14 protein-coding genes are annotated in these 21666 nt (G+C 48.8%); all 14 read left to right on the forward strand.

What is annotated here, in order from left to right:
- Positions 1–3 precede the first annotated feature (3 nt).
- The 14 genes from NSQ46_RS02160 to NSQ46_RS02225 all read left to right on the forward strand — a co-directional run bounded on the left by NSQ46_RS02160 (position 4) and on the right by NSQ46_RS02225 (position 21467).
- The gene (locus NSQ46_RS02160; RefSeq protein ID WP_144868384.1) at positions 4–2025 is read left to right on the forward strand and encodes a DUF5693 family protein; all 2022 of its coding nucleotides are present in this window, start codon (positions 4–6) and stop codon (positions 2023–2025) included.
- A complete protein-coding gene (gene csaB / locus NSQ46_RS02165) occupies positions 1998–3260 on the forward strand; it encodes a polysaccharide pyruvyl transferase CsaB (protein WP_340898662.1) in 1263 nt (420 codons plus the stop codon). Before NSQ46_RS02160 ends, csaB begins: the two co-directional genes overlap by 28 nt.
- A 7-nt stretch (positions 3261–3267) precedes the next feature.
- Positions 3268–4026 (forward strand): WecB/TagA/CpsF family glycosyltransferase, encoded by a 759-nt coding sequence (locus tag NSQ46_RS02170; RefSeq protein WP_007133266.1) that lies wholly within the window; start codon positions 3268–3270, stop codon positions 4024–4026.
- Positions 4027–4139: 113 nt separating this feature from the next.
- The gene (locus tag NSQ46_RS02175; RefSeq protein ID WP_007133265.1) at positions 4140–5264 is read left to right on the forward strand and encodes an MraY family glycosyltransferase; all 1125 of its coding nucleotides are present in this window, start codon (positions 4140–4142) and stop codon (positions 5262–5264) included.
- A 217-nt stretch (positions 5265–5481) separates the two neighbouring features.
- On the forward strand, positions 5482–9144 hold the full coding sequence (locus NSQ46_RS02180; protein ID WP_342576252.1) for an S-layer homology domain-containing protein: 3663 nt from the start codon (positions 5482–5484) through the stop codon (positions 9142–9144).
- Between the two features lie 238 nt (positions 9145–9382).
- Positions 9383–9727 carry a hypothetical protein gene (locus NSQ46_RS02185; protein WP_007133263.1) on the forward strand — a complete coding sequence of 115 codons (345 nt, stop codon included), beginning with the start codon at positions 9383–9385 and terminating at the stop codon, positions 9725–9727.
- A 369-nt stretch (positions 9728–10096) separates the two neighbouring features.
- The gene (locus NSQ46_RS02190; protein WP_342576253.1) at positions 10097–13057 is read left to right on the forward strand and encodes an S-layer protein; all 2961 of its coding nucleotides are present in this window, start codon (positions 10097–10099) and stop codon (positions 13055–13057) included.
- Between the two features lie 77 nt (positions 13058–13134).
- Entirely contained in the window at positions 13135–13659 is a 525-nt protein-coding gene (locus NSQ46_RS02195) for a hypothetical protein (RefSeq protein ID WP_342576254.1), read from the forward strand.
- A 166-nt stretch (positions 13660–13825) separates the two neighbouring features.
- Positions 13826–14110 carry an alpha/beta-type small acid-soluble spore protein gene (locus tag NSQ46_RS02200; protein WP_210093994.1) on the forward strand — a complete coding sequence of 95 codons (285 nt, stop codon included), beginning with the start codon at positions 13826–13828 and terminating at the stop codon, positions 14108–14110.
- Positions 14111–14681: 571 nt separating this feature from the next.
- Positions 14682–15887: a methionine adenosyltransferase gene (gene metK / locus NSQ46_RS02205; RefSeq protein ID WP_342576256.1), complete on the forward strand. Its 1206-nt coding sequence runs from the start codon at positions 14682–14684 to the stop codon at positions 15885–15887.
- A gap of 338 nt (positions 15888–16225) precedes the next feature.
- On the forward strand, positions 16226–18928 hold the full coding sequence (locus NSQ46_RS02210; RefSeq protein ID WP_342576258.1) for a stalk domain-containing protein: 2703 nt from the start codon (positions 16226–16228) through the stop codon (positions 18926–18928).
- A 45-nt stretch (positions 18929–18973) separates the two neighbouring features.
- Positions 18974–20128: a sensor histidine kinase gene (locus tag NSQ46_RS02215; protein WP_007133257.1), complete on the forward strand. Its 1155-nt coding sequence runs from the start codon at positions 18974–18976 to the stop codon at positions 20126–20128.
- A gap of 4 nt (positions 20129–20132) precedes the next feature.
- Positions 20133–20855 carry a response regulator transcription factor gene (locus NSQ46_RS02220; protein ID WP_007133256.1) on the forward strand — a complete coding sequence of 241 codons (723 nt, stop codon included), beginning with the start codon at positions 20133–20135 and terminating at the stop codon, positions 20853–20855.
- A 189-nt stretch (positions 20856–21044) separates the two neighbouring features.
- A complete protein-coding gene (locus NSQ46_RS02225; RefSeq protein ID WP_213615917.1) occupies positions 21045–21467 on the forward strand; it encodes a hypothetical protein in 423 nt (140 codons plus the stop codon).
- Positions 21468–21666: the final 199 nt, after the last annotated feature.

Consider the following 21666-nt stretch of genomic DNA (forward strand, 5'->3'; position numbering starts at 1 on the left):
TTCGTGGTTCAGAAATGGAAACGCTGGAACACGGCAGCCCGGAAGTGGCTGTGGATTCTGGTTGTTCTGGGCGTTGCAGCGTCTCTGCCGGTGGGCTATGACCGGCTGCAGACAGAATCAACATCCAAGAATGTAGAACTGGTATTTGATTACCGTGATTTATTGGATGTGTCGGTATACCAAGCCAAGCCGGAGGATTTCATATCCGAGCAGCTGGATCGCTTGAAGGAAAATGGCGTTATGAGCATGGCGCTCTACGAGAGCACGCTCGACGAGCTGGTGAAATCCCGCCGAATTACCGTCTATGACGCGCAGCAAGCAGCGGATTTAACCGGAACGACGATTTCGCCGAATGAGAACTTTACGTATATTGCGTTTAATAGCGAGGAAAGCGCAGTTCTGATTAAGCCGATCATTGAGGAGACCTATTCGAGACTGGGGATTCCGGTGAGAGCATGGAACTATGAAAAGGCTGTGGACGGTCTTGTTCTTGAAACGCCTCGTTCCAATGCCGTCATTAAACCGATGACGCCGGATCCGATAACGATTGCGATGCTGCGGGACAAGGGCTTTACCATAGTGCCGCGTCTATCCGACAGTCTGCCGTATGACGAGGCTTACGTCGAGCAGCTGATGGCGTATTTCTCCGATATCGGCGTCAAGCGGATTTTGTTTGAAGGTGATGCAGCCAAGGGCTTCAATGATAATGCCGATAAGAAGAGTTTGAACGCCTTCGGTAAACTCCTGAATCAGTACAATATCGGCCTTGTGGCTATCGAAAACATTAAGCGTCCGCAAAAAGGATTTACCCAGCTTGCTTATATGACGGATTATAACGTCACCCGTATTTATTCCCTCAGTGAGCGGGATGCTAATCTTGACCCGGAAACCATCGGGGACCGGTTTGCGCTCGCATCAAAGGACCGGAATATCCGCATGTTTTATTTGAATGCCGAGCCGAGCCGGGACATGACCAAAGCATCGATCACCCATCCGTTGGATAATCTGATCGACGCATTGACGGGTACGGGACAAGCGATTCAGAAGATGGAAGACAACGGATTTACGATGGGGCTTGCAGAGCCGTTTAAAGTCACCGACTCCTCCATGCAGCGTTACTTCAAGCTTGGAGCGGTTATAGGCGCAATCGCCTTGATCACGCTGATGATTTCGTATTACATCCCATTCCTGACGGTACCGGCTTTCTTGCTTGGCTTGGTTGGCAGCGCAGGTCTGTACGTTCTCAAGCCTACCTTGCTCGAGCAGGCACTCGCTTTGTTTGCCGCCATCAGTGCGCCGACCGTTGCCGTCATACTGGCCATTCGGAAGGTCAACGATACGCAGAAGATCATTCCGGACATGAGCGCAGGCCGAAGAGTGTCGCATTCCATTGTTTTGCTGGTGAAAACAACGATCATATCGCTCGCTGCAGTTCCGGTCGTGGTTGCGCTGCTGAACAATGTGACCTATATGCTCGTACTGGATCAGTTCCGCGGCGTAAGCCTTCTGGCGGCGGCACCGATCGCCTTGATTGCCGTTTATGTCGTGTTGTACCGGGGCGGATCTACTTACAGCTCGATTCAGAAGCTGCTTAAGGCACCGATTACGCTCACATGGGTGATCGCGGCCGGCATCGTTGGAATCGTCGGCATGTACTACTTAAGCCGGACCGGCAACGCAGGCGCTGTTTCTCCGATCGAGATGGCCTTCCGCTCGTTCCTGGAGAACACCTTTGGGGTTCGTCCGCGGAACAAGGAATTTTTGCTGGCCCATCCCATGATGGTGCTTGGCGTCTTCCTATCCTTTAAATACCGCCATGCGGTCTACCTGCTTATTATTGGCGTCATGGGGCAGTTGTCGATGGTCGGAACGTTTACGCATATTCATACGCCAATCTATATTTCGGCGATTCGCGTGGTGCTCGGCCTTGGACTCGGCCTGATCATCGGTTTGATTGCGATTGCGGCGTGGCAGATATTAGAAAGGATCTGGAAACGATGGTCACCACTACTTCTAAGACGATAGTCATTTCCGGATATTACGGATTTAAAAACAGCGGCGACGAGGCCGTGCTTAAGTCGATTTTGACCGCGCTCGAGCAGGAAGGTCAGGCTGCCGGCGTGAACATCAACCCGGTCGTCCTTTCAATCGATCCGGAATGGACGGAGGCGATGTACGGCGTGAAATCCGTGCATCGGATGAGGCTGGGCGAGGTCAGGCAAGCGATCAAGGAGAGCGATGGTTTGATCAGCGGGGGAGGCAGCCTTCTGCAGGATGCGACCAGTCCGAAGACGATTCCATATTACCTTGGCATTTTGAAGATTGCCCAGTGGCTGGGCAAGCCGACGTTTATTTACGCACAGGGCGTCGGACCGGTAAACCGAAAGCTTTTCCATCCAATGATCCGCTCGGTGTTCCGAAAATGTTCGTATATCTCTGTTCGCGATACCCAATCGGGCGAGCTCCTTCAGACGATGGGAATTTCGGCAGATGCGATTCAGGTTGTTCCCGATCCGGTCATGGGCCTTCCGCTCCCCGATGACAAGCAGGAGCATAGCCATGGAGTTCTGGATGGAGCGGCTCTGGAAGATACTCAAGGTGAACGACGGATCGCAGCGGATGAAGGACAAGCTGCTCCGCTCGAGGCTCATCCGTCGGCGTCCGGTGCAGGAGCATCCGCTGGTCAGATTGATCAGGGTGACGGCCATCTTCCGACGATTGGAATTTCGGTTCGCCGTTGGCACCCTGAGCTCAAGGAGCTTCAGAGCATCGCGGATGGGCTGAAGGAATTGGCAGCAAGCCGAAGAGTGCATCTCCGCTTCCTTCCGTTCCACAAGCCGGATGATCTGGAAGCCTCCCGGTATATAGCCGAGCTGATCGGCGATGTTAGGTCGAACGGCTCCGAGATCAGCTACTATGTAGAGGAGCAGCAGCCCCAGGATATGCTGAGGGAGGTCAGCCGATGCGATGTGGTGCTCGGTATGCGCCTCCACAGCTTGATCTATGCGGCGAATCGGCGTGTGCCGCTGCTCGGCATCTCCTATGATCCGAAGATTGACCATTTCTTGAAGCGGCTGGGCTGCGAACCTGTCGGAAGCAGCGAGGCTCTGGATCCGGACAGGTTGAAGAGCGAGATTGTGAAGCTGCTTGACGGCGGGCAAGCATGGGTGACGGAGCATGAAGCACCCATCGCTGAGCTGAAGCGGGAGGCTGCTTTGCCGGCCCGCCGCATCGTCGAATATTTACGCCACAGAGGATGATTAGATCATGAACCAGACAAAACCTTTTCCAACCGTTTCCGTGTTCGGGGTTCCATTTTCCAAGATGGACATGAAGGATACCGTGAAATATCTGACGGAGGCCGTAAAGTCCGGGAAACCGCATCAGGTCATTACAGCCAATCCGATTATGGTCATGACCGCAGAGAATAATCCCGAGTATAAAGCCATGATGCAAAGCGCCGAGATCATCGTACCGGATGGAACCGGAATCGTATGGGCTGCCGGAGTAGGGGGCGATCCGCTGGAGGGACGTGTTACGGGTTTCGATCTGTTACATGAATTGCTCCGGGTCGGGGAAACCTACAGATGGAAGTTTTACTTGCTCGGAACCACGGCAGAAGTGATTCAGGAAGCCGCCAATCGGTTACAAATGCAATATCCGGCTGCAATTATATGCGGGTATCGGGACGGATTTTTCGGACCTGAGGAAGATGCCGCCGTCATCGAGGAGATCCGGGCCGCTTCGCCGGACATATTGTTTGTCGCTCGCGGTGCGGACAATCAGGAGCCTTGGATCGCCAAGCATAAGCAGGCGCTGCAGGTTCCTGTCGTTATGGGCGTCGGCGGATCCTTCGATATTATTTCCGGCAAGCTCAAGCGCGCTCCGAAGGTATTTCAGAAGCTGCGCCTTGAGTGGTTCTACCGGCTTCTGAAGGAGCCCTCCCGTTACAAAAGAATGCTTGCGCTGCCGAAATTTGTAGTGAAAGTGCTGCGCGAGAGAGAAAACGTAACGAAAACAAGCTAAATCGCTTATTTCTATGGCGAATATCCGGGATTTCACCGGAAATTGGTATTGGATTTCGGACCCGAAGGGAGTATAATTCAACCGGTAGACAATATTGGGGGTCGAATGATTACATGTTAATGATATACATCATCGGGTTTATCGTGGCGCTTGCTTTGGCTCTGGTTCTTACGCCGCTGGTGAAAAAATTCGCGGTCAAGATCGGTGCCGTCGACGTGCCGAATGCCCGTAAAGTTCATACTCGAATCATGCCCCGTCTCGGCGGGCTTGGCATTTATCTGGCTTTTGTGCTCGGACTCATTGCAGTGCTTCCTTTCTTGCCGGATAGCCTTTCGCCGCGGGATGCCAACTTTATGAAGGCTTTTCTGATCGGCGGTTCCATGATCGTACTGATCGGAGCCCTGGATGACCGATTTGAGCTGTCGGCCAAAGTCAAGTTCTTGGCACAGATTGCAGCGGCCTGCGTTGTCGTGTTCGGATTTAATATTACTGTGGATTTTGTAAATATACCGTTTCAGGACCGGTACTCGGCGCTCGAGAGCTGGGTGTCGATTCCGCTCACCATCTTTTGGATTGTCGGGGTGACCAATGCCATCAACCTGATTGACGGCCTCGACGGTCTTGCTGCGGGCGTGTCCGGTATTGCGATCGGGACGATTTCCGTCATGGCGTTCCTTATGGGAAATACGACCGTAGCTCTGCTCTGCCTGCTGCTCTTGGGCGGAATTATCGGATTCCTGTTCTTTAACTTCCATCCCGCCAAGATTTTCATGGGGGATACCGGCTCACTGTTCCTTGGGTTCAGTTTGGCCATGCTGTCCTTGCTCGGCTTCAAGCAGATTGCGATCGTATCGTTCATTACGCCGCTGATTATTATCGGGGTGCCGCTGTCGGATACGTTCTTCGCGATCGTGCGCCGCAAAATTCAGAAGAAGCCGATCTTCGCGCCGGACAAAGGCCATTTGCATCATTGCCTGCGCGAGCTTGGATTCAGCCACCGCCAGACGGTGCTGATCATTTATGTGATTGCCGCTTTCTTCGGCGTTCTGGCCGTCATTCAATCCTCGGCGGCCATGTATGAGGCGAACTGGGTAACCTTCGTCGTCATCTGTGTCATGATGTGCTTCATGCAGATCGGCGCAGAGGTTATCGGGCTTGTAGGCAAGACCAAACGGCCGATCCTGGGCCTGATCAACCGCATGCGGATGAAGGCGAATCCCGAAAGCCGCTCCAAATAAGAACTTATTCTAATTCTTTTTGCATACGATTGGACATGCAGGCCTCACCCGAAAAGGGGTGAGGCTTTTTTGTGTTTTTTTCTAAAAAATTGAATGTATGGGACCGATATATGAACTATGCGTTAATACCAACTGTCAGGGAAAGAGAGGGGAGCAAGTGAAAGATCGAACACCCAAAGCGGACCCGCAGGTCCGAACGAACAAGGAGGTAAAACCGTTGAGACGTCCATTCCGTACTATGGCTAGCCTGCTGCTGGCTGTAGCGATGTTCTTTTCATTGATACCGGCACTACCGGCTTCCGCCGCAAACGGGGCTTTATTTTTCCATTTTTCTAATCTGAGCACAGATCCAAATTCGCCAACGCCCGAAAACCGCAGCTCCATCAAGGTGTCGGGTACGTATAACGGCGTTAACCCTAATACGATTTCCTATGAAATTAAGCGTTTTGATGATACGACGACGGGCGGAACGGGTGTAAAGCCGATTCTGGACGAAGCGGCCAACACATTCGAGTTCTTGAACGTTCAGTTGAATCAGGGCGTGAACAAAATTATCGTCTCGGGCATGAGCACTCAAGGGCAGCAAGTAAGCGCAACAGCCTATGTCAAGTTTTCGGATGTTCCGGCTGTTTATGAAGTCGCGCTGAGCGACGGCCGGGTTCTTGAGGAAAACAGCTCGAGACCTGTTGTCGTTACAACCGAAACGATCAGCATCTCCGTTAAGGCTACAAACGGATCCAAAGGCGTGACCGTAAACGGACAGTCGATGTATCCAGGCGGCGGCGATATGTTCTATTCCGCAGGTATTCAATTGAAGAAAGGCGTCAACGATCTGGTCATCGTGGTTAACTCCGAATCCCGAACCCAGACAATCCATCGTCAGGTCGTATATCATCCGACAGGATCCTTGACGGCCAATGACCTAAGAATCGGCGGCACCAGCATTGACGGACAGGCTGTCGTAACAGGGAATGTCAATGGCACAATTACCGGTTATGTCGTTGTGGACGCTCCCGCTGCAGGTGCTACTCCGGTTCCGCCGGTGCTTGAAGTAGGGGTATTCCCGGTTGGGTCCACCGTACCGATTGCGAATTTGACAGCTACCGTGGGCCAAGCTTCCATTCTTAACAATACATTGATGTATCCTTTTACGACAAACGGAACAGTAAGCATTACGCAAAGCGGGGAGTACTTGGTCTACATTAAGGACACCGCAACCGGATATGATGTACAAAAGACATTCACGTATCGCGATGCCAATGCGCCGACGATCAAACAGGTCCACCAATTATATGGCGTAACCGAGAGCGGCAGTACGGTGTCTTTTAGCTCGCAATCGATTTTTCCAAGCAGCAACGACACGGTTCTAAATGAACTGCCTCTCTATTTAATGGTAGAACAAGTAAACGCGGGAACCGCCACGATTGAATCCAGTAAAGGCGCAAACATAGCTTCAACCTTTACGTATAACGGAAACACCGTATTTAAAATTACGAATTTGCCTTCCGGACAGCAAAATCTGATCATTAAGGTCAGCAACGGATCCGGCGTATCGGATACGAAGGTCATCCCGGTAACGTTCCTGTCCTCTTCCTATATTGATGTTTATAACCTGTACAACAACCAATTATTCAAAAACAGCACCGACTTCACCCAGGTGTCTGGCCGTATCGTGAATTACACCGGTACCCAAGGGCTAACTTTGGCCTTGAACGGCAACACGATTGATCTGCCGGTTAGCAGCAATGGCGAATTCAATTACGTTGAGTCACCTCAAGCCGCAAATCGATTCTTACAGCTGGTTCCAGGACCGAACACTTTGGTTGTAGCCGATAAAAGCGGTAAAATTTCTACGAGATTAACGCTTCTGTATTTCAGTGACAACCGTTCTGTTATTAAAAACATGATTCCGTTCCCAGTCGGCTCTCCAACGGAATCTGATCCGGACAAGCTGTTCACGGAAACTGATAAAAATGCATTCACAACTTACGAAAAAGAAATGGGTCTTCGGTTCGAAGTCGATAATACGGATGAAGTGACCGTAACGCTAAGTCATCCTTCATCAACGATTTTTGCCGTGTTTACGCAAGACAATACCGGAACATGGAGACTCACCGGTGGCGCATTGAAAACACAGCTTGATGCGATCAACCAAGTAGATCACAACTTGTATTACACAATTACAACCGGCACAAGCTCAAGTAATGTACGAGTTGTGCTTAAAGAATTGGCATTGCCCGAGGTAGGTTTGCAGGCCATTTCGATTGGATCCCGCATTCAATCCGTCACGACAACGGATACGATTGAAATCACGCGTGAACGGGCGCCTTATCAAGTGTTGTCACCGAAGCTGCCGAACGAAGGCGTACTGAAGCAGAACTTCGTAGAAGTCAGCATTAAGGCTGAAGGAGCTGACTCTGTTACCATCGGCAAAGAGCCAATGGTAAAATCCGAAATCAGCGACATTTTCCGTTTGGAAGTTAAAAACCTGAAGAACGGCAAAAACACCATTAAGTTTACGATCGAGCAAGGCAGCAAGAAGACAAACGGCCAAATTGTCGTGCAGTATGTGGATGATGCAACAGAAGGTTCTCAATATAAAGCAAGCATCTCGAAATCAGGCAAAATCAATGTATTTAAGGGTGGACTGTCCTTGCAACTGCCGAAGGGAACGGTTCTCCAACAAGCGAATTCCAACCCGAAAGCCGAAGTGCCGACCATTAACCTACTTGGCGAGCATGACATTTTATTCGGAATTGCGAACCAGATTGATGGACGTACAATCAAGGCATACAATCGCATTGGGGAAATCGAAAACGGAGTAGAGATGGATGGACGTCTATCGTTCATCCCTGGTGACAGCGGCAATGCGTTCCGCTTCACTCCGGCTCCTCATTTCGGATATGCTTCGCCGCTGTATTGGCTGGATGCGGGCTCGCTGAACGCTTACAGCAGCAATGTTGAAGATTTCAACGTGAAGCAAGCTACGCATCCATACGCGAAGGGCCATGAATTCCATCAGCGCCTGATTCCGCAAAACTGGATGGAGCTTTCCCAGAAAGGCACTATTACACTAAAATATGATTCCGCGTTGGTTAATGCAGCTTCCGGCAACCTGGGTATCTGGTGGTACAACCCGTCCCAGGGCACTTGGACCAATATCGGCGGCAAGGTCGATTCCAAGAAAAAGACAGTCACCGCTACGTTTAAAGGTTTTGGTTATTATGCCGTCAAGTCGCTGCGTTACAGCTACTCCGATGCGATTTCACATAAAACGGCCCGGAACGATATTGAGCTGATGCTGGCAAGAGGTTATATGAAGGCGGCCAAGCAGGACGCATTCGGTGTATATGACCCGATGACCCGCGGTGAGTTCGCAACCATCGTTGTGAAGCTGCTCGATATTCCGCTGGATTACGATGTGCCGATTAACAACAGCTCGAACAAGCTGACCTTCGATGACATTTACCAGGAGACAATCCCGGCAAATGCCTTGTGGGATTATCGTTATATCGAAACAGCAGCACGGAAAGGGATCATCCGAGGCATTGCTCCGCGAAGCTTTGCGCCAAATATGGAGCTGTCAAGGGAAGAAGCGGCGAACATTATTGCCCGTGCGCTCAACCTGAAAATGGGCGAGATCGAGAAAGACAAGGCAACGCTACAGAAGCAGTTTGAGGACGTGGGCAAAATTAAGTCCAACTATTCTTATCCAGCCATTCTTGCCGTTTCAAAAGCAGGCATTTTGACTGGGGTTGCCAATAGCCTGAAAGAAGGCGAGAAAAAACCTACGTACAACTTTAACCCGGATGCAGTCATGAATAGAGCAGATACCGCAACTGTGGTGAAACGCATGATGAGCAAATTGAAGCTGTTGTAAGCCAGAATTGCTGATTGCAGTTGAACGAGAGCATATGCCTGGATCTCCAGGTGATGCTCTCGTTTTTCGTGAGCAGCTGTATCCGTTGAAGGTGACTATGCTAGGACAGACATAAGCATTGCGCCTTCCGATAAGCGGTAAATAGAAGCGGTTACCAAAATCTATTTTTTGTAATTTCGCATGGAATACGCTACAATAGCGAAAGCACATACTATTTTTAGAGGGTGAAGATGAATTTATGAAGCCGATTTTATCCAAAGCGCAGCTCGACTACATGAAGGCGAAGACGAAGTTCGAAGATAAAGCCAAAGTAATGGAGAAGAAAATTGAGCTGGCACGTGCCGCTCATAATGAGATAACGCAAGAAATTATGGAGGGGCTCGTACTAGAGACTGGCTTTCATGATTCCTTCAATGAACTGACCGTAGCCGAGAATGCGCTGATCGAGTGGTCCCATACAACCATTAAACACGACAAGACATATCGTTCGAATAAAGCGGAGATCGATTTAATGTACAGCAGATTGAATCAGGATCCGGAGATGCGTGCAAAAATTATCCAGCTTGCCATGAAGATTCGATAGAATTCAACAAGAGACGCCTTTAGGGCGTCTTTTTTTGTTGTCGTAACATGGAGAACCCTTGTTGTTAGAGGAAGTGCGAAAACTTCGAAAAATTTTTTTAAAAAAACTTTGCAACCCCCGCAACTTTTCGGAAAATTAAACGTTTATAATGTAGAACCCAATGAGGCAACCAAGTTTAACCTGAAGAAGAAACTTGTCTATAAATTAGAAAATTGTTCTTTACGGTGCTGGGGACTCGTTGTATAATACCTAGGTAGGATTAGGAATCTATTCTAGTATGTAGTGTTCTCTCGTTAACAAGATTCTGTGATCTCGTCACAGACATCATTTATGATTTATGCTCAACTCGGGAAAGGAGGTGCAGGGCTAATGAGTGACAAGAGCTACCAAATTAAAGAAAACAATCAAGTGATGATTCAAGGAGGAGAAAAAAAGGTTATGAAGAAAATTTTATCCGTAGCACTGTCTACAGCAATGGCATTCTCCATGTTTGCTTCTGTTGCATTCGGTGACGACGCACTTAACACGCAACAAAAGTATGACGTACTTAAAGAAGCTAAGATCTTCTCTGGCTACCCAGACGGATCTGCTGGTCTTGACAAGGAAATGACTCGCGCTGAGTTCGCGAAAGTTCTGGTTGGTATCATGGGTCTTGAGCCAATCCAAGGCAAAGCTTCCTTCAAAGATAAGAACTACAAAGCTAGCAAATGGCCAGCTCCTTATGTAGAAGCTGTTTACTCTGCTGGTTTGATGCAAGGTAAGAACACAACGAAAATGATCTTCGACTTCAACGGTAAAATCACCGTTCAAGAAATGGCGAAGGTTCTCGTTGTTGCTCAAAAACTTGAAATTCCAACAGAAACTAACAACAACGCTTCTGACTGGGCTAAAGGTTATGTTCAAGCAGCAATCAACGCTGGTCTGGTAGACGCTAAAGCTAACCCTAAAGCGAACGCTACCCGTGCTCAACTGGTTGAAGTTGCTTATGACATCTACCTGTCCCAACAAAAACCAAAAGTAGTTTCCTACGAAGTTAAAGAAGACGGTAAAGTGGTTGAGTTCAAACTTGCTAATAACGAAGTTGTGAAAGTAACCCTTGAAACTCCTCTGAAAGCTAACACGGCTACTGAGGTTAAATTTACACATAACAACTACGACTACACTGAAAGTGTAACTTGGGTTGTGACTGCAGCTACTAAAATCGATTCCGTATCGGCTACTAACTACAAAGAAGTTGTAGTGAAGTTCGACGGTGAAGTAGAAGCTAAAACTGCTGAGAACGAAGATAACTACAAAGTTACTGGTGTGACTTTCGAGTCCGCTAAGCTTTCTGCTGACAAGCGCGCTGTGACATTGCTGGTTGCTCAAAATTCCCAACAGAATTTGCCAGAGCAAAAAGATGCTAAACTTGAAATCAAAGGTGTTAAAAACTCCGATGGTTCCAAAACATTCAATGAAACAGTTACATTCAGAGCGGTAGATACTCAACTTCCGCAAGTAACTGAAGTTAAAGGTCTTGGAACAAAAGCTTTCAAAGTAGTATTCTCTGAACCAGTTAAATCTACTACAGCTTCCAATATCTCTAACTACAAAATCGATGGTCAGGCAGTAAGTGGTTGGGTGAAATTCACTTATCCTAACGTTGCCTTCATCACAACTAACATCGCTGTTGGTGAGCACACGCTGAGCCTTCAAGGTGTTGAAGACTACGCTGGATTGAAAGTAAGCCCAGTTGATGTGAAGTTCACTGTAGCTGAAGATACAACAGCTCCAGAAGTGGTATCCGTTAAAACTAAAGACTTGACTAAAGTTGAAGTTGAGTTCAACGAATCCGTGAAGTCCGTTGATAAGGTTTACCACACTTCTTCCGCTAAGACTGCTGATAAAGTAGAAATTAAAGATAACGTTGTTGTCTTGACTTTCGAAACTGAGAGCAAGCGTTTGAGCGTTGGAGAAAACACGATTTACCTTGAAGGAGTAAGAGACTACAGCGACAACTCTGCGAACCGTGAAGCTAAGGTTACTCCTGTGCTTGACACTGAGCGTCCAACTGTAAATGGCGTGGATGTTGAAGTTAAAGCTGATAAAACACTCTTGACTTTGAACTTCTCTGAAGAAGTGAACGCTCAAGACATCAAAAACCGCGACAACTTTGTTTTGAAAAATTCTAAAGGCGAAGTGGTTACTGACAAAGGTTTCAACAAAGGTAAACCTGTTACCGAGCCAACTTGGGCTAAGAACAAGCAAAACCAGGATGTATACAGCCGTGTAGTTATCGAGTCCATTGGCAAACTGCCAGCTGGTAAATATACCCTGGAAGTTGCGAACATCCGTGACAGAGCTGCGATCGGCAACACAATGGTTCCACAAACTCTCAGCTTCGAAGTGACTAATACGGATGAATTGAAGCTTGTAAGAGCTTGGTATGATGCATCTGATCGTGACGATCTCTACATTGATATTCAATTCAACAGAGCTGTTGCTACAAGCGGTAATGGTTCTGCACTTGATATCAACAAGTACAGCTATGTAACTGTAACTAACAATGTTTACAAAGTATTCCCAACTAAGAATGCTCCACAACCAACATTGAGAAACGCTGATACTGTTCGTCTCACCATTCCAAAAGCGGATTTCGAAAACTATGCTACTGAACTTAAAAATGCAGAAATTCGCGTAACAAATGTTGCTGACCAAAATGGTAACTATTTGTCTGCACAGCAGACAGAAATCAAAGACAGCGTTGAAATTTCTGTGAAGAGTGCTAAAGCAACTGCTGCTAATAAAGTAAGTGTAGAGTTTGATGGCAATATTACTTCTGTTGTGTCGAGCGACTTTAAATTCGCTGGTATTTCCGGGGTAGCTGGAGAGCCTACTTTCAGTGATGGAAAAACTACTGTAGTGTTTACATTGAATGCAGATCTGCCAAAAGCTCTTGGCAATTTGACAACTGAAGACACTACTCAATCTACTGATTATCTTGGCCATAAAGTGGCACCTAAACAATCGGTAACCATTAAAGATGGTATCGCACCTAAAGCAACTGGTGCTTCCACAGTTACGGGTAGCGTATACGTAGATGTTGTATTCAACGAGGATGTCGAAGTTTACTATACTCCGGATGCATTTAAAGTATACGTTGCAGGTTCCCCTGCAAAAGTTAAGGGTGCTACCCTTCTGAGCGGAAGCACTAACACTGCACGTATCTGGCTTGAAGAAGCAATCCCAGCTCAAGCAAAAGCTCAAGTATCCATTCCTTCTGGCAAGTCGATCGTAGACACTGAAGGTAACGCTGCTGAGGAAGTTTACGAAACAATTCAATTCAAATAATTAATCTTCCTTAAGCTAAACTGTCCGGATTAAATCCGGGCAGTTTTTTTATTAAATTAGAAGAGGTGACATATCATTTGAAAAAAGTATATAAAATTTCGGCGGGTGTTTTATTATTAAGTAGTTGTATTGTGATCGGATCGGTTATGAGCTTCCAAGTATCCGGCGCCAGCACCACCCCCGGCACAGCCGACGATCCTGTCGTGACCAAGAGCTACGTGGATCAACAAATCCAAAAAGCGCTAAATGGTGGTGGGGGGACAACAACTCCAACAAACCCTACTACCCCAACGAACCCAACCACTCCATCTCAACCGTCCCAAGGAACAGATGAAGTGAAGAACGTTGCCTTGAAGCCTGGTAAAATTCTGATTGCTGATGCTGGTGCAGAATTTATCGTTCGTTCGGGTAATGCCGTAATCTACACCGAGGATTCCAACGGTGTTGCTGATCTGACAGATGGCAAGGACCTGCTCAATGGACAAGCTGCGCCGAAGAACCACCTGCTCTCCTTCCCGCGTGAAGGCCGTGGCATTCAGGTGAAGGAAGGGCAAAAGAATGGTCTTATTGTTATGGTACGGGGCGGCTATACCATTAAATAAAGCAATCTAGGGAGAAGTGCCTTTTTCATCTCACCGTGCATACGTTATAAGGGATAACTGCCTCTTCCTATAATTATTGCCAGCAGTGACAAGCTTTAATACGTGTGCGTACCTTATATTAAGCAAATAATACTTCTGTAATCACATTTACAGGAGGTGTTTCATTATGCCACGCAGCAATCGTAATCGTCAGGTTGTACCGGAAAGCCGTCATATGCTGAATCAGATGAAATATGAAATTGCCGCTGAGTTTGGTTTGAATGTGGGATATGGCGGTTCGAATGGAGCAGATACCGAATTTGGATCAGAACTTGGAGCAATTGGAGGCAGCTCATCAAGCCGCCGTCCAGGATGGGGTCATCTCACTTCCCGTGAGAACGGATCCGTTGGCGGAGAAATTACCAAGCGCCTTGTACGAAATGCAGAGCAGAGTCTGTTCGGCAGATTGTAATGGCCTCATAACTTTTAGCTGATGTTTTGAAGGGACCAAGAAACAGATGCAAGCAAGGGAGTAAAATACTTCCGTAAAAGATTTCTAAAAGAAAGCTTCATCTGGAACAAGCCTGTGATCGTTCTTGAACTGGATTAAGATAAGTTGAGCAAAAGAAATACGAGGGTAATGCAAGAGTGTGAAATGATTTTGAAGAAAACGACAGTGGTCGCCTTTGTAAGAGGATTTCTACCACAATCGAGTTCAGATAAATTAAAGAAATCTGCGAACAACAGCGATCGTAAGAACATTTCACACGTCCGCTCTACCTCGTTAAGTTCAACTTATTTATTCTTAGTAAGAAATCCAGGAGCAACAGCGATGTAGGAAAATTTACGTACTTGCCTCGCATTGAAAACATCCAAGAAAATCCTTGAAAACAGGCGGGTAACTGGATTGACACCTGGTAACAAATACGTTAATATGCATGTTGAGGATTGTACATTTCAAACCTTTTCCTGTCGGAAAAGGTTCATTTTTTGTGTAGGACCTCTTGAATATTCACATACTATTTATATGGGAGGTTGATCTCATGTCTTTAACAGGGCGACGTTTATTTACATCAGAGTCCGTAACTGAAGGACATCCGGATAAAATTTGTGACCAGATTTCCGATGCGGTACTCGATGCATTTTTGGCTAACGACCCGAATGCGCGCGTGGCTTGCGAAGTCTCCGTTGCTACAGGTCTGGTATTGGTCATTGGTGAAATTAGTACAAAATCAGAATACGTGGATATCCCATCCATCGTACGGAACACCGTGAAGGAAATTGGGTACACGCGTGCAAAATACGGTTTTGATTCCAATACATGCGCGGTGCTGACATCGCTGAATGAGCAATCGGCCGATATTGCACAGGGAGTAAACGCTGCACTGGAGAGTCGTGATCCTTCCCAAGTGGATAAGGAAACCGAGAACATCGGTGCCGGCGACCAAGGCCTCATGTTTGGTTTTGCAACTAACGAGACGCCTGAACTCATGCCGCTTCCGATCGCATTGTCTCACCGCATCGCTCGTCGCTTGTCCGAGGTACGTAAAGACGGTACGCTTAGCTACCTGCGTCCAGACGGCAAGACGCAAGTTACGATTGAATACGACGGCGACAAGCCGGTTCGCGTGGACACGATTGTCGTATCGACGCAGCATGCTGAGGAAGTTACGCTGGAGCAAATCCAGAAGGACATCAAAGAGCACGTCATTCTTCCGGTCGTTCCAGCCGAACTATTGGATGCGGAAACCAAATATTTCATTAACCCAACGGGACGTTTTGTTATCGGTGGCCCTCAAGGGGATGCCGGTCTGACCGGACGTAAAATCATCGTCGACACCTACGGCGGCTACGCTCGTCATGGAGGCGGTGCATTCTCCGGCAAGGATCCTACAAAAGTCGACCGTTCCGCGGCTTACGCGGCCCGCTACGTGGCTAAAAACCTCGTTGCTGCCGGCCTGGCCGACAAATGCGAAATCCAGCTTGCTTACGCGATTGGTGTCGCAAATCCGGTATCGATCAGCGTGGATACCTATGGTACCGGTAAAGTCAGCGAAGAGAAGCTCGTTGAGCTCGTTCGCAATAACTTTGACCTGCGTCCAGCCGGCATTATCCGCATGCTGGATCTTCGCCGCCCGATCTATAAGCAAACAGCGGCTTACGGACATTTTGGCCGTACCGATATCGACCTGCCATGGGAGCGCGTAGACAAGGCTGAGGCTCTGAAGGAGCAAGCTCACGCCAACTAAGCATCATCATTTGAAACAATGATTATTACAAAAAAGTAACTTTTTAAAAAGCTGATGCCTGCTAAGGGTATCAGCTTTTTTGGCTTAATTTATGGTAAAATAGGAAGAGGTTATATGACAAAACTGTCATTTTTGCACGAATATATAGTAGAATAGGACAGGTGATCCAATCCTACCAAAAAATCCACCTGTGAAATCAGAAAGAGTTGGTGTAGAATACGCCCAAGCGTTTTTTTATAACAAAATCGTAACTTTTCCTCAAAAATGAAGTCTATTAATTAGAGACTTTACATGTTCGGCATATGTGTTGAACAAAGAGATGGGAGAGTTACGATTACATGGCAAGACAGGGGAAAGCACTGAAGTCAAACCAAACGACAGTAGGTAAAAAATGGTTAATCGTTACGTTGGCAGGGGTCATCTGGGTGAGCCCCGTACTTAGCGGCAGTTTGCCTGTGATAGACAAGCTGTCACCAGCCTCCGTCGCCTATGCGGCAACGACGTCAGTCAAGAAGCTTGGAGAAGAGATTATCACTTCCGGGGCTGTATTGATGAAGTATCAATATACGAGCAGCACCGGCGCGAAATCGCTTGCCAATGTCGTCCGTGTCGACTTAAACAACCCGTATGTGAAGCTGGATGTGATGGCAGGCAAGGGGAACCAGTTTACAACAAGACAGAGCACAGGCGGTATGGCCAAGGAGCATGGGGCGGTTGCCGCGATTAACGGCGACTTCTTCATTACGAATCGCGAAGGGGCTCCAATGGGTCCTCAAGTGTCCAATGGCGATCTCATGTCCTCTCCATCCGCGCTGAAGGGAATGTATGCATTTGCCGTCACCAAGGATGGCAAGCCGATCTTGGATGAGTTTGCTTTTTCAGGAAGCATCACGGCTGAGAATGGAGCAACGTTCCCGCTCGCAGGCATTAACAAAACAGCTTACAACCCGGAGGGTACCGGATCGACCTTCAGTCATGTGAACGCAGCGTATTTGTACACTAGCGCCTGGAAGGCCATTGACCGTCCATTAAATAGCTCGACGACACCAACAGAGGTTATGGTAACGGACGGCGTCATTACGGACATATCCGTTATGGCAGGCTTGCCAACAGCAGTCCCGGAAGGCAGCTATGTTCTTCGTACTCACGGAGCAGCTGCCGAATTCGTGAAAAATAACCTGGAAGTCGGTCAGAAGCTGACGGCGGATTACACCCTAGTATCTAAAAAATCAGGTCAGAAGCTGGATCCTTCCTCACTCCAAATGATGATCGGCGGTCATACGATTCTGGTGGATAACGGCAAAGCCGCTTCGTTCTCCCGCAACGTTAACGATCTCGGCGGCACGCGTGCCCGGACGGCTGTAGGCTACTCGAAGGATGGCCGTTATGCGTATCTGATTGCAACCGAGCGCAATGACGGCAGCACGGGTATGACCCTGCAGCAGCTGCAGGATTTCATGAGCAAAATCGGGGTATGGAAGGGCATGAATCTGGATGGCGGCGGATCCACCACGATGGTCAATCGTCCGCTGGCCGAGATGAATACGGAGCTGACATTCCCTACGGAATACGGCACCACGCAGCGGAGCGTCGTAAACGCGCTCGGCGTGTTCTCTACAGCTCCCAAGGGCAACTTAAAGGGCTTAAAGGTTAGCGGCAGCAGCACGCTCCTGATCGGCCAGACAGGGTCGTATGAACTGAAGGGCTACGACACCTATTACAACCCGATTGATGCGGGATCCATCAAACCGACCTGGAAATCCAGCAACGGTAATCTGGCGATCAACGGCCAAAGCATTAAGGCAGTGAAGCCGGGCACATCCACACTGACTGCGGTTAGCGGCAGCACGAAGGCAACGATGCAGGTGAACGTACTGGGAGCCGATGATCTGGCAGCGCTGACGACGGCGGTATCCAGTGCGCCGCTTCAGGCAGGAACGAGCGTGTCCGTTCCAGTAACGGCTGTAACGAGATCAGGGCAAAGCCTGGAGGTTCCAAGCAGTGCGCTGAAGTGGGAATTCATCGGGTTTAAGGGCAGCGTCAAAGACGGCCGCCTGACCGTTACATCCGTAAACAGCAACACCAAGGTAGGATATGCGATCGCTAGATATGACGGCTTTAGCACGGTTGTCATTTTGTCCGCGGCCGGTGAGAGCACTTGGGAGAACTTTGAAAATGTAAGCTATCCGATCAAATTCACAACAAATGTGCCTGCCGTAACCGGTACGGCATCCATCGTGAAGGGAAGCGGAAGCCATGCCGACTCCAAGGTGCTGAAGCTGACCTATGATATGACCGGCGGGCTTGGACAGAAGATGTATGCATACGCCGAGTTCAACGGAACGACCGGTAAAACGATTCCGGCACAGGCAACGTCCATGGCGATCGACGTGGAAGGCGACAGCAGCCTGAACTGGCTCCGGGCTGAGCTGAAGGACAACAACGGCAAGACCGTTTATGTTGATTTGGCTAAGGCTATCGACTGGACCGGCTGGAAAACGCTGAATATCGACTTGACCGGTTACAATATCGCATTCCCTGCCCAATTGAAGCGCATGTACGTCGTGAACGTGGATGAGGGACAGGATGAGCGGGCCCTGACAGGCTCGGTATCCTTTGATGATATACGGTTTACGATGCCGGCTGTTGCGGGCAACGAAGGTCTTCCGACAGGCAAGGCGGTCATGACGATCGGGCAAAAATCACTCGTGCTTAACGGCTCCAAGGTAGCGATTGATTCAGCGCCGATCCTGAAGAACGGAACGACGTATGTTCCGATCATGCATGTGCTGGACGCCTTTGGCGGACAAGCAACGTGGAATCAATCCGCACAGCGGGTAGGCGTATTGAGAGGCGGCATGCTGCTTGAGCTGACCGTCGGCAAGAAGGAATTTATTTTGAACGGCAAGCGTCATTCGGCTGCTGTGGCTCCTATGGTTCAAGGGGGTAGGACTTTGGTCCCTCTTCGCCTCGTTTCCGAGCAATTAGGCCTTAAAGTAAAATGGGACAAGAACACGAAGACCGTTACGATCGAATCATGATATGGTATGATATGTATATGAAACGTTAGAAATGGAGTAGAGTGCGTGGATTATCAAGCCGATGCCATCGACCGTGTCATAAAGAATGCCATCAAAGTGATGGAGGACAGCAAATACCAGATGTTCGAAATTTTGGAGGCGTCTCGGCAGGAGCTCGTGTCTCTGAATCAGGAACTAAAGCGGACTTTGAAGGAAACGACGGAAACCTTGGAGAAAGTGGACCAGCTCGAACTGAACTATCGCCGTTCCCGGATCCGGCTGACGGAAGTCAGCCGGGATTTCGTCCGGTATAAGGAAGAGGATATCAAGCAGGCGTACGAGAAGGCGACACAGCTGCAGCTGGATCTCATGATCTACCGGGAGAAGGAAATGTATCTGAAGGCAAGACGGGATGAGCTGCAAAAGCGCGTCCGCAACGTGGAGAATTCCGTCGAACGAGCCGAATCGATCGGATCCCAGATGGGCGTGGTGCTGGAGTACTTGTCCGGTGAGCTGGGGCAGGTGTCCCGCATTATCGAATCTGCGAAGAACCGGCAGGTCATCGGTCTGAAAATTATCCTGGCCCAGGAAGAAGAACGCAAACGGATATCCCGGGAAATTCACGATGGTCCTGCACAGTTGCTTGCCAATCTGGTTCTTAGGACGGAAATTGTAGAAAGAATGCTAGCTAAGCAGGAATTTAAGATGGTGCAGGACGAAATAGTAGATTTGAAGGGGCAGGTTCGCTCTAGCCTGGAGGAAATGCGAAAGGTTATTTTTAATCTGCGTCCAATGGCACTCGATGATCTAGGATTAATTCCCACGCTGCGTAAATATGTGCATGATTTTGAAGAAAAATCCAAAATCCGCACGATCTTCGAAACACGGGGGAAAGAGCATCGTCTCTCTTCTGCGATGGAGGCGGCCATCTACCGTTTGGTGCAGGAAGCACTTACGAATGCTGCAAAACATGCTTACCCGACTTATGTATTGGTGGAAATTACGTACCAGGCCCAATTGGTCAAGATTGTTGTACAGGACAATGGCCTGGGATTCAATGTCGACTTGCTGGAACAGAAGAGCAAGGACCACTTTGGGTTAATTGGCATGCGGGAGAGGGTAGAGCTGCTCGAAGGGAGAATGGAGATCGAATCTGCCGAGAATCAAGGGACGAAGATCATCATTCATATCCCGACGAACGTAGAAAAGGGAAAGGAGTAATGGGATGGAACACTTAGAAAACGAGAATACACTGATTAAAGTTTTATTAGCGGATGACCACCAGTTATTTAGGGAGGGTCTCAAGCGCATTTTAAATATGGAGGACGACATCGACGTCATCGGCGAATGCGGAGACGGCATCCAGGTGCTGGAGTTCTGCAACGAAGTGAAGCCGGATATCGTATTGATGGACATCAATATGCCGACCGAGAACGGTGTTCAAGCAACCGAAAAGCTGCGTGAAATGTTCCCGGAGATCAAGGTCATCATTCTTTCCATTCATGACGACGAGAGCTACGTGTTCGAGACGCTTCGCAAAGGAGCTAACGGATATCTCTTGAAGGATATGGAGGCTGAATCGCTGATCAACGCCATTCGTTCCGTACATGAAGGGTATGCGTTTATCCATCCGAAGGTGACAGGCAAACTGATTCACCAGCTCCGCCGCATGACCTACGTGAACGAGGCAGGCGCCATGGCTGAGAGCGGTACGCGCGAGGCCGGCGTTAAGTTTGTGGCAGGGGAGAATAACCCGCTGACACGCCGCGAAGCCGAAGTGCTGAGACTGATGGCCGAGGGCAAGAGCAATAAGATGATTGGTGAATATCTGTTCATTAGCGAAAAAACGGTTAAAAACCACGTCAGCAGCATTTTGCAGAAGATGGAGGTTGACGACCGTACGCAAGCCGTTATCAACTCCATTAAATATGGCTGGGTAACGCTGTAATTTTCGCTCATTTGGAGCGCATGGACGAGTATAACTTAGGAGGGCTGCCTGGGCGGATTCCTTTCTTAACGGAAAGCGAACGCCTTTTGAGCCGCCACGGCAGGTTTCGGTGTGGGCTGTTTCGTTACATACTGTCACCGTCCCTTCCATATCGGCATATAGTGTGGATATGAGAAGGAGGTGAGCCTCATGGTTGCCCATTTGCTGTGGATCCTTGCGGTGTACGGCATCGCTGCCCTTCTGGTTCATATTATTCACGCTCGCCATCTACGTAGAAACGGAAAAGACACCAAGCGGCGCATGCATTACGTGCTGATCACGTCCAACCATGAGCGGCAGGTGGAATGGTACTTGAGAGCCCTTTCATTATATGCTCTGATGAGCGGGACGCGGATTCGCGTCACCGTCCTTGATGACCAGTCGCATGACGATACGTTGCGGATTGTTGAACGATTAACGCCTATGTCCGGCATTGAGCTGGTGTACGGAACTTGGCGCTCCGGCAATTCGTCCTTACATGACACCAATGGGGAGTCGGGGGACCCCCCGATCATGACGATCGATCTGCGCAACCCGCTCGAGGCGATCCGGATTCCTTATGTCCAAGGATGAACGATCAAGATGCCGACTCGTCCCAAGATGCTTTGGAATAGAATACGAACACAAGAGGCGTGAAGCACACTCCGATTCCAGATGGAAGGAGGGTGCTTTTTTGCGTTGGGGAGAAAATCAGGCTGCTGATGCTCTGATCACGCGCCTGCGAATGTTATCATTCAATCTGCCTGGCGGCAACGCCAAGCATCAGTCGCTG

The organism is Paenibacillus sp. FSL M8-0142, assembly GCF_038597315.1.
Classification (GTDB): Bacteria; Bacillota; Bacilli; order Paenibacillales; family Paenibacillaceae; genus Paenibacillus_AQ; species Paenibacillus_AQ lactis.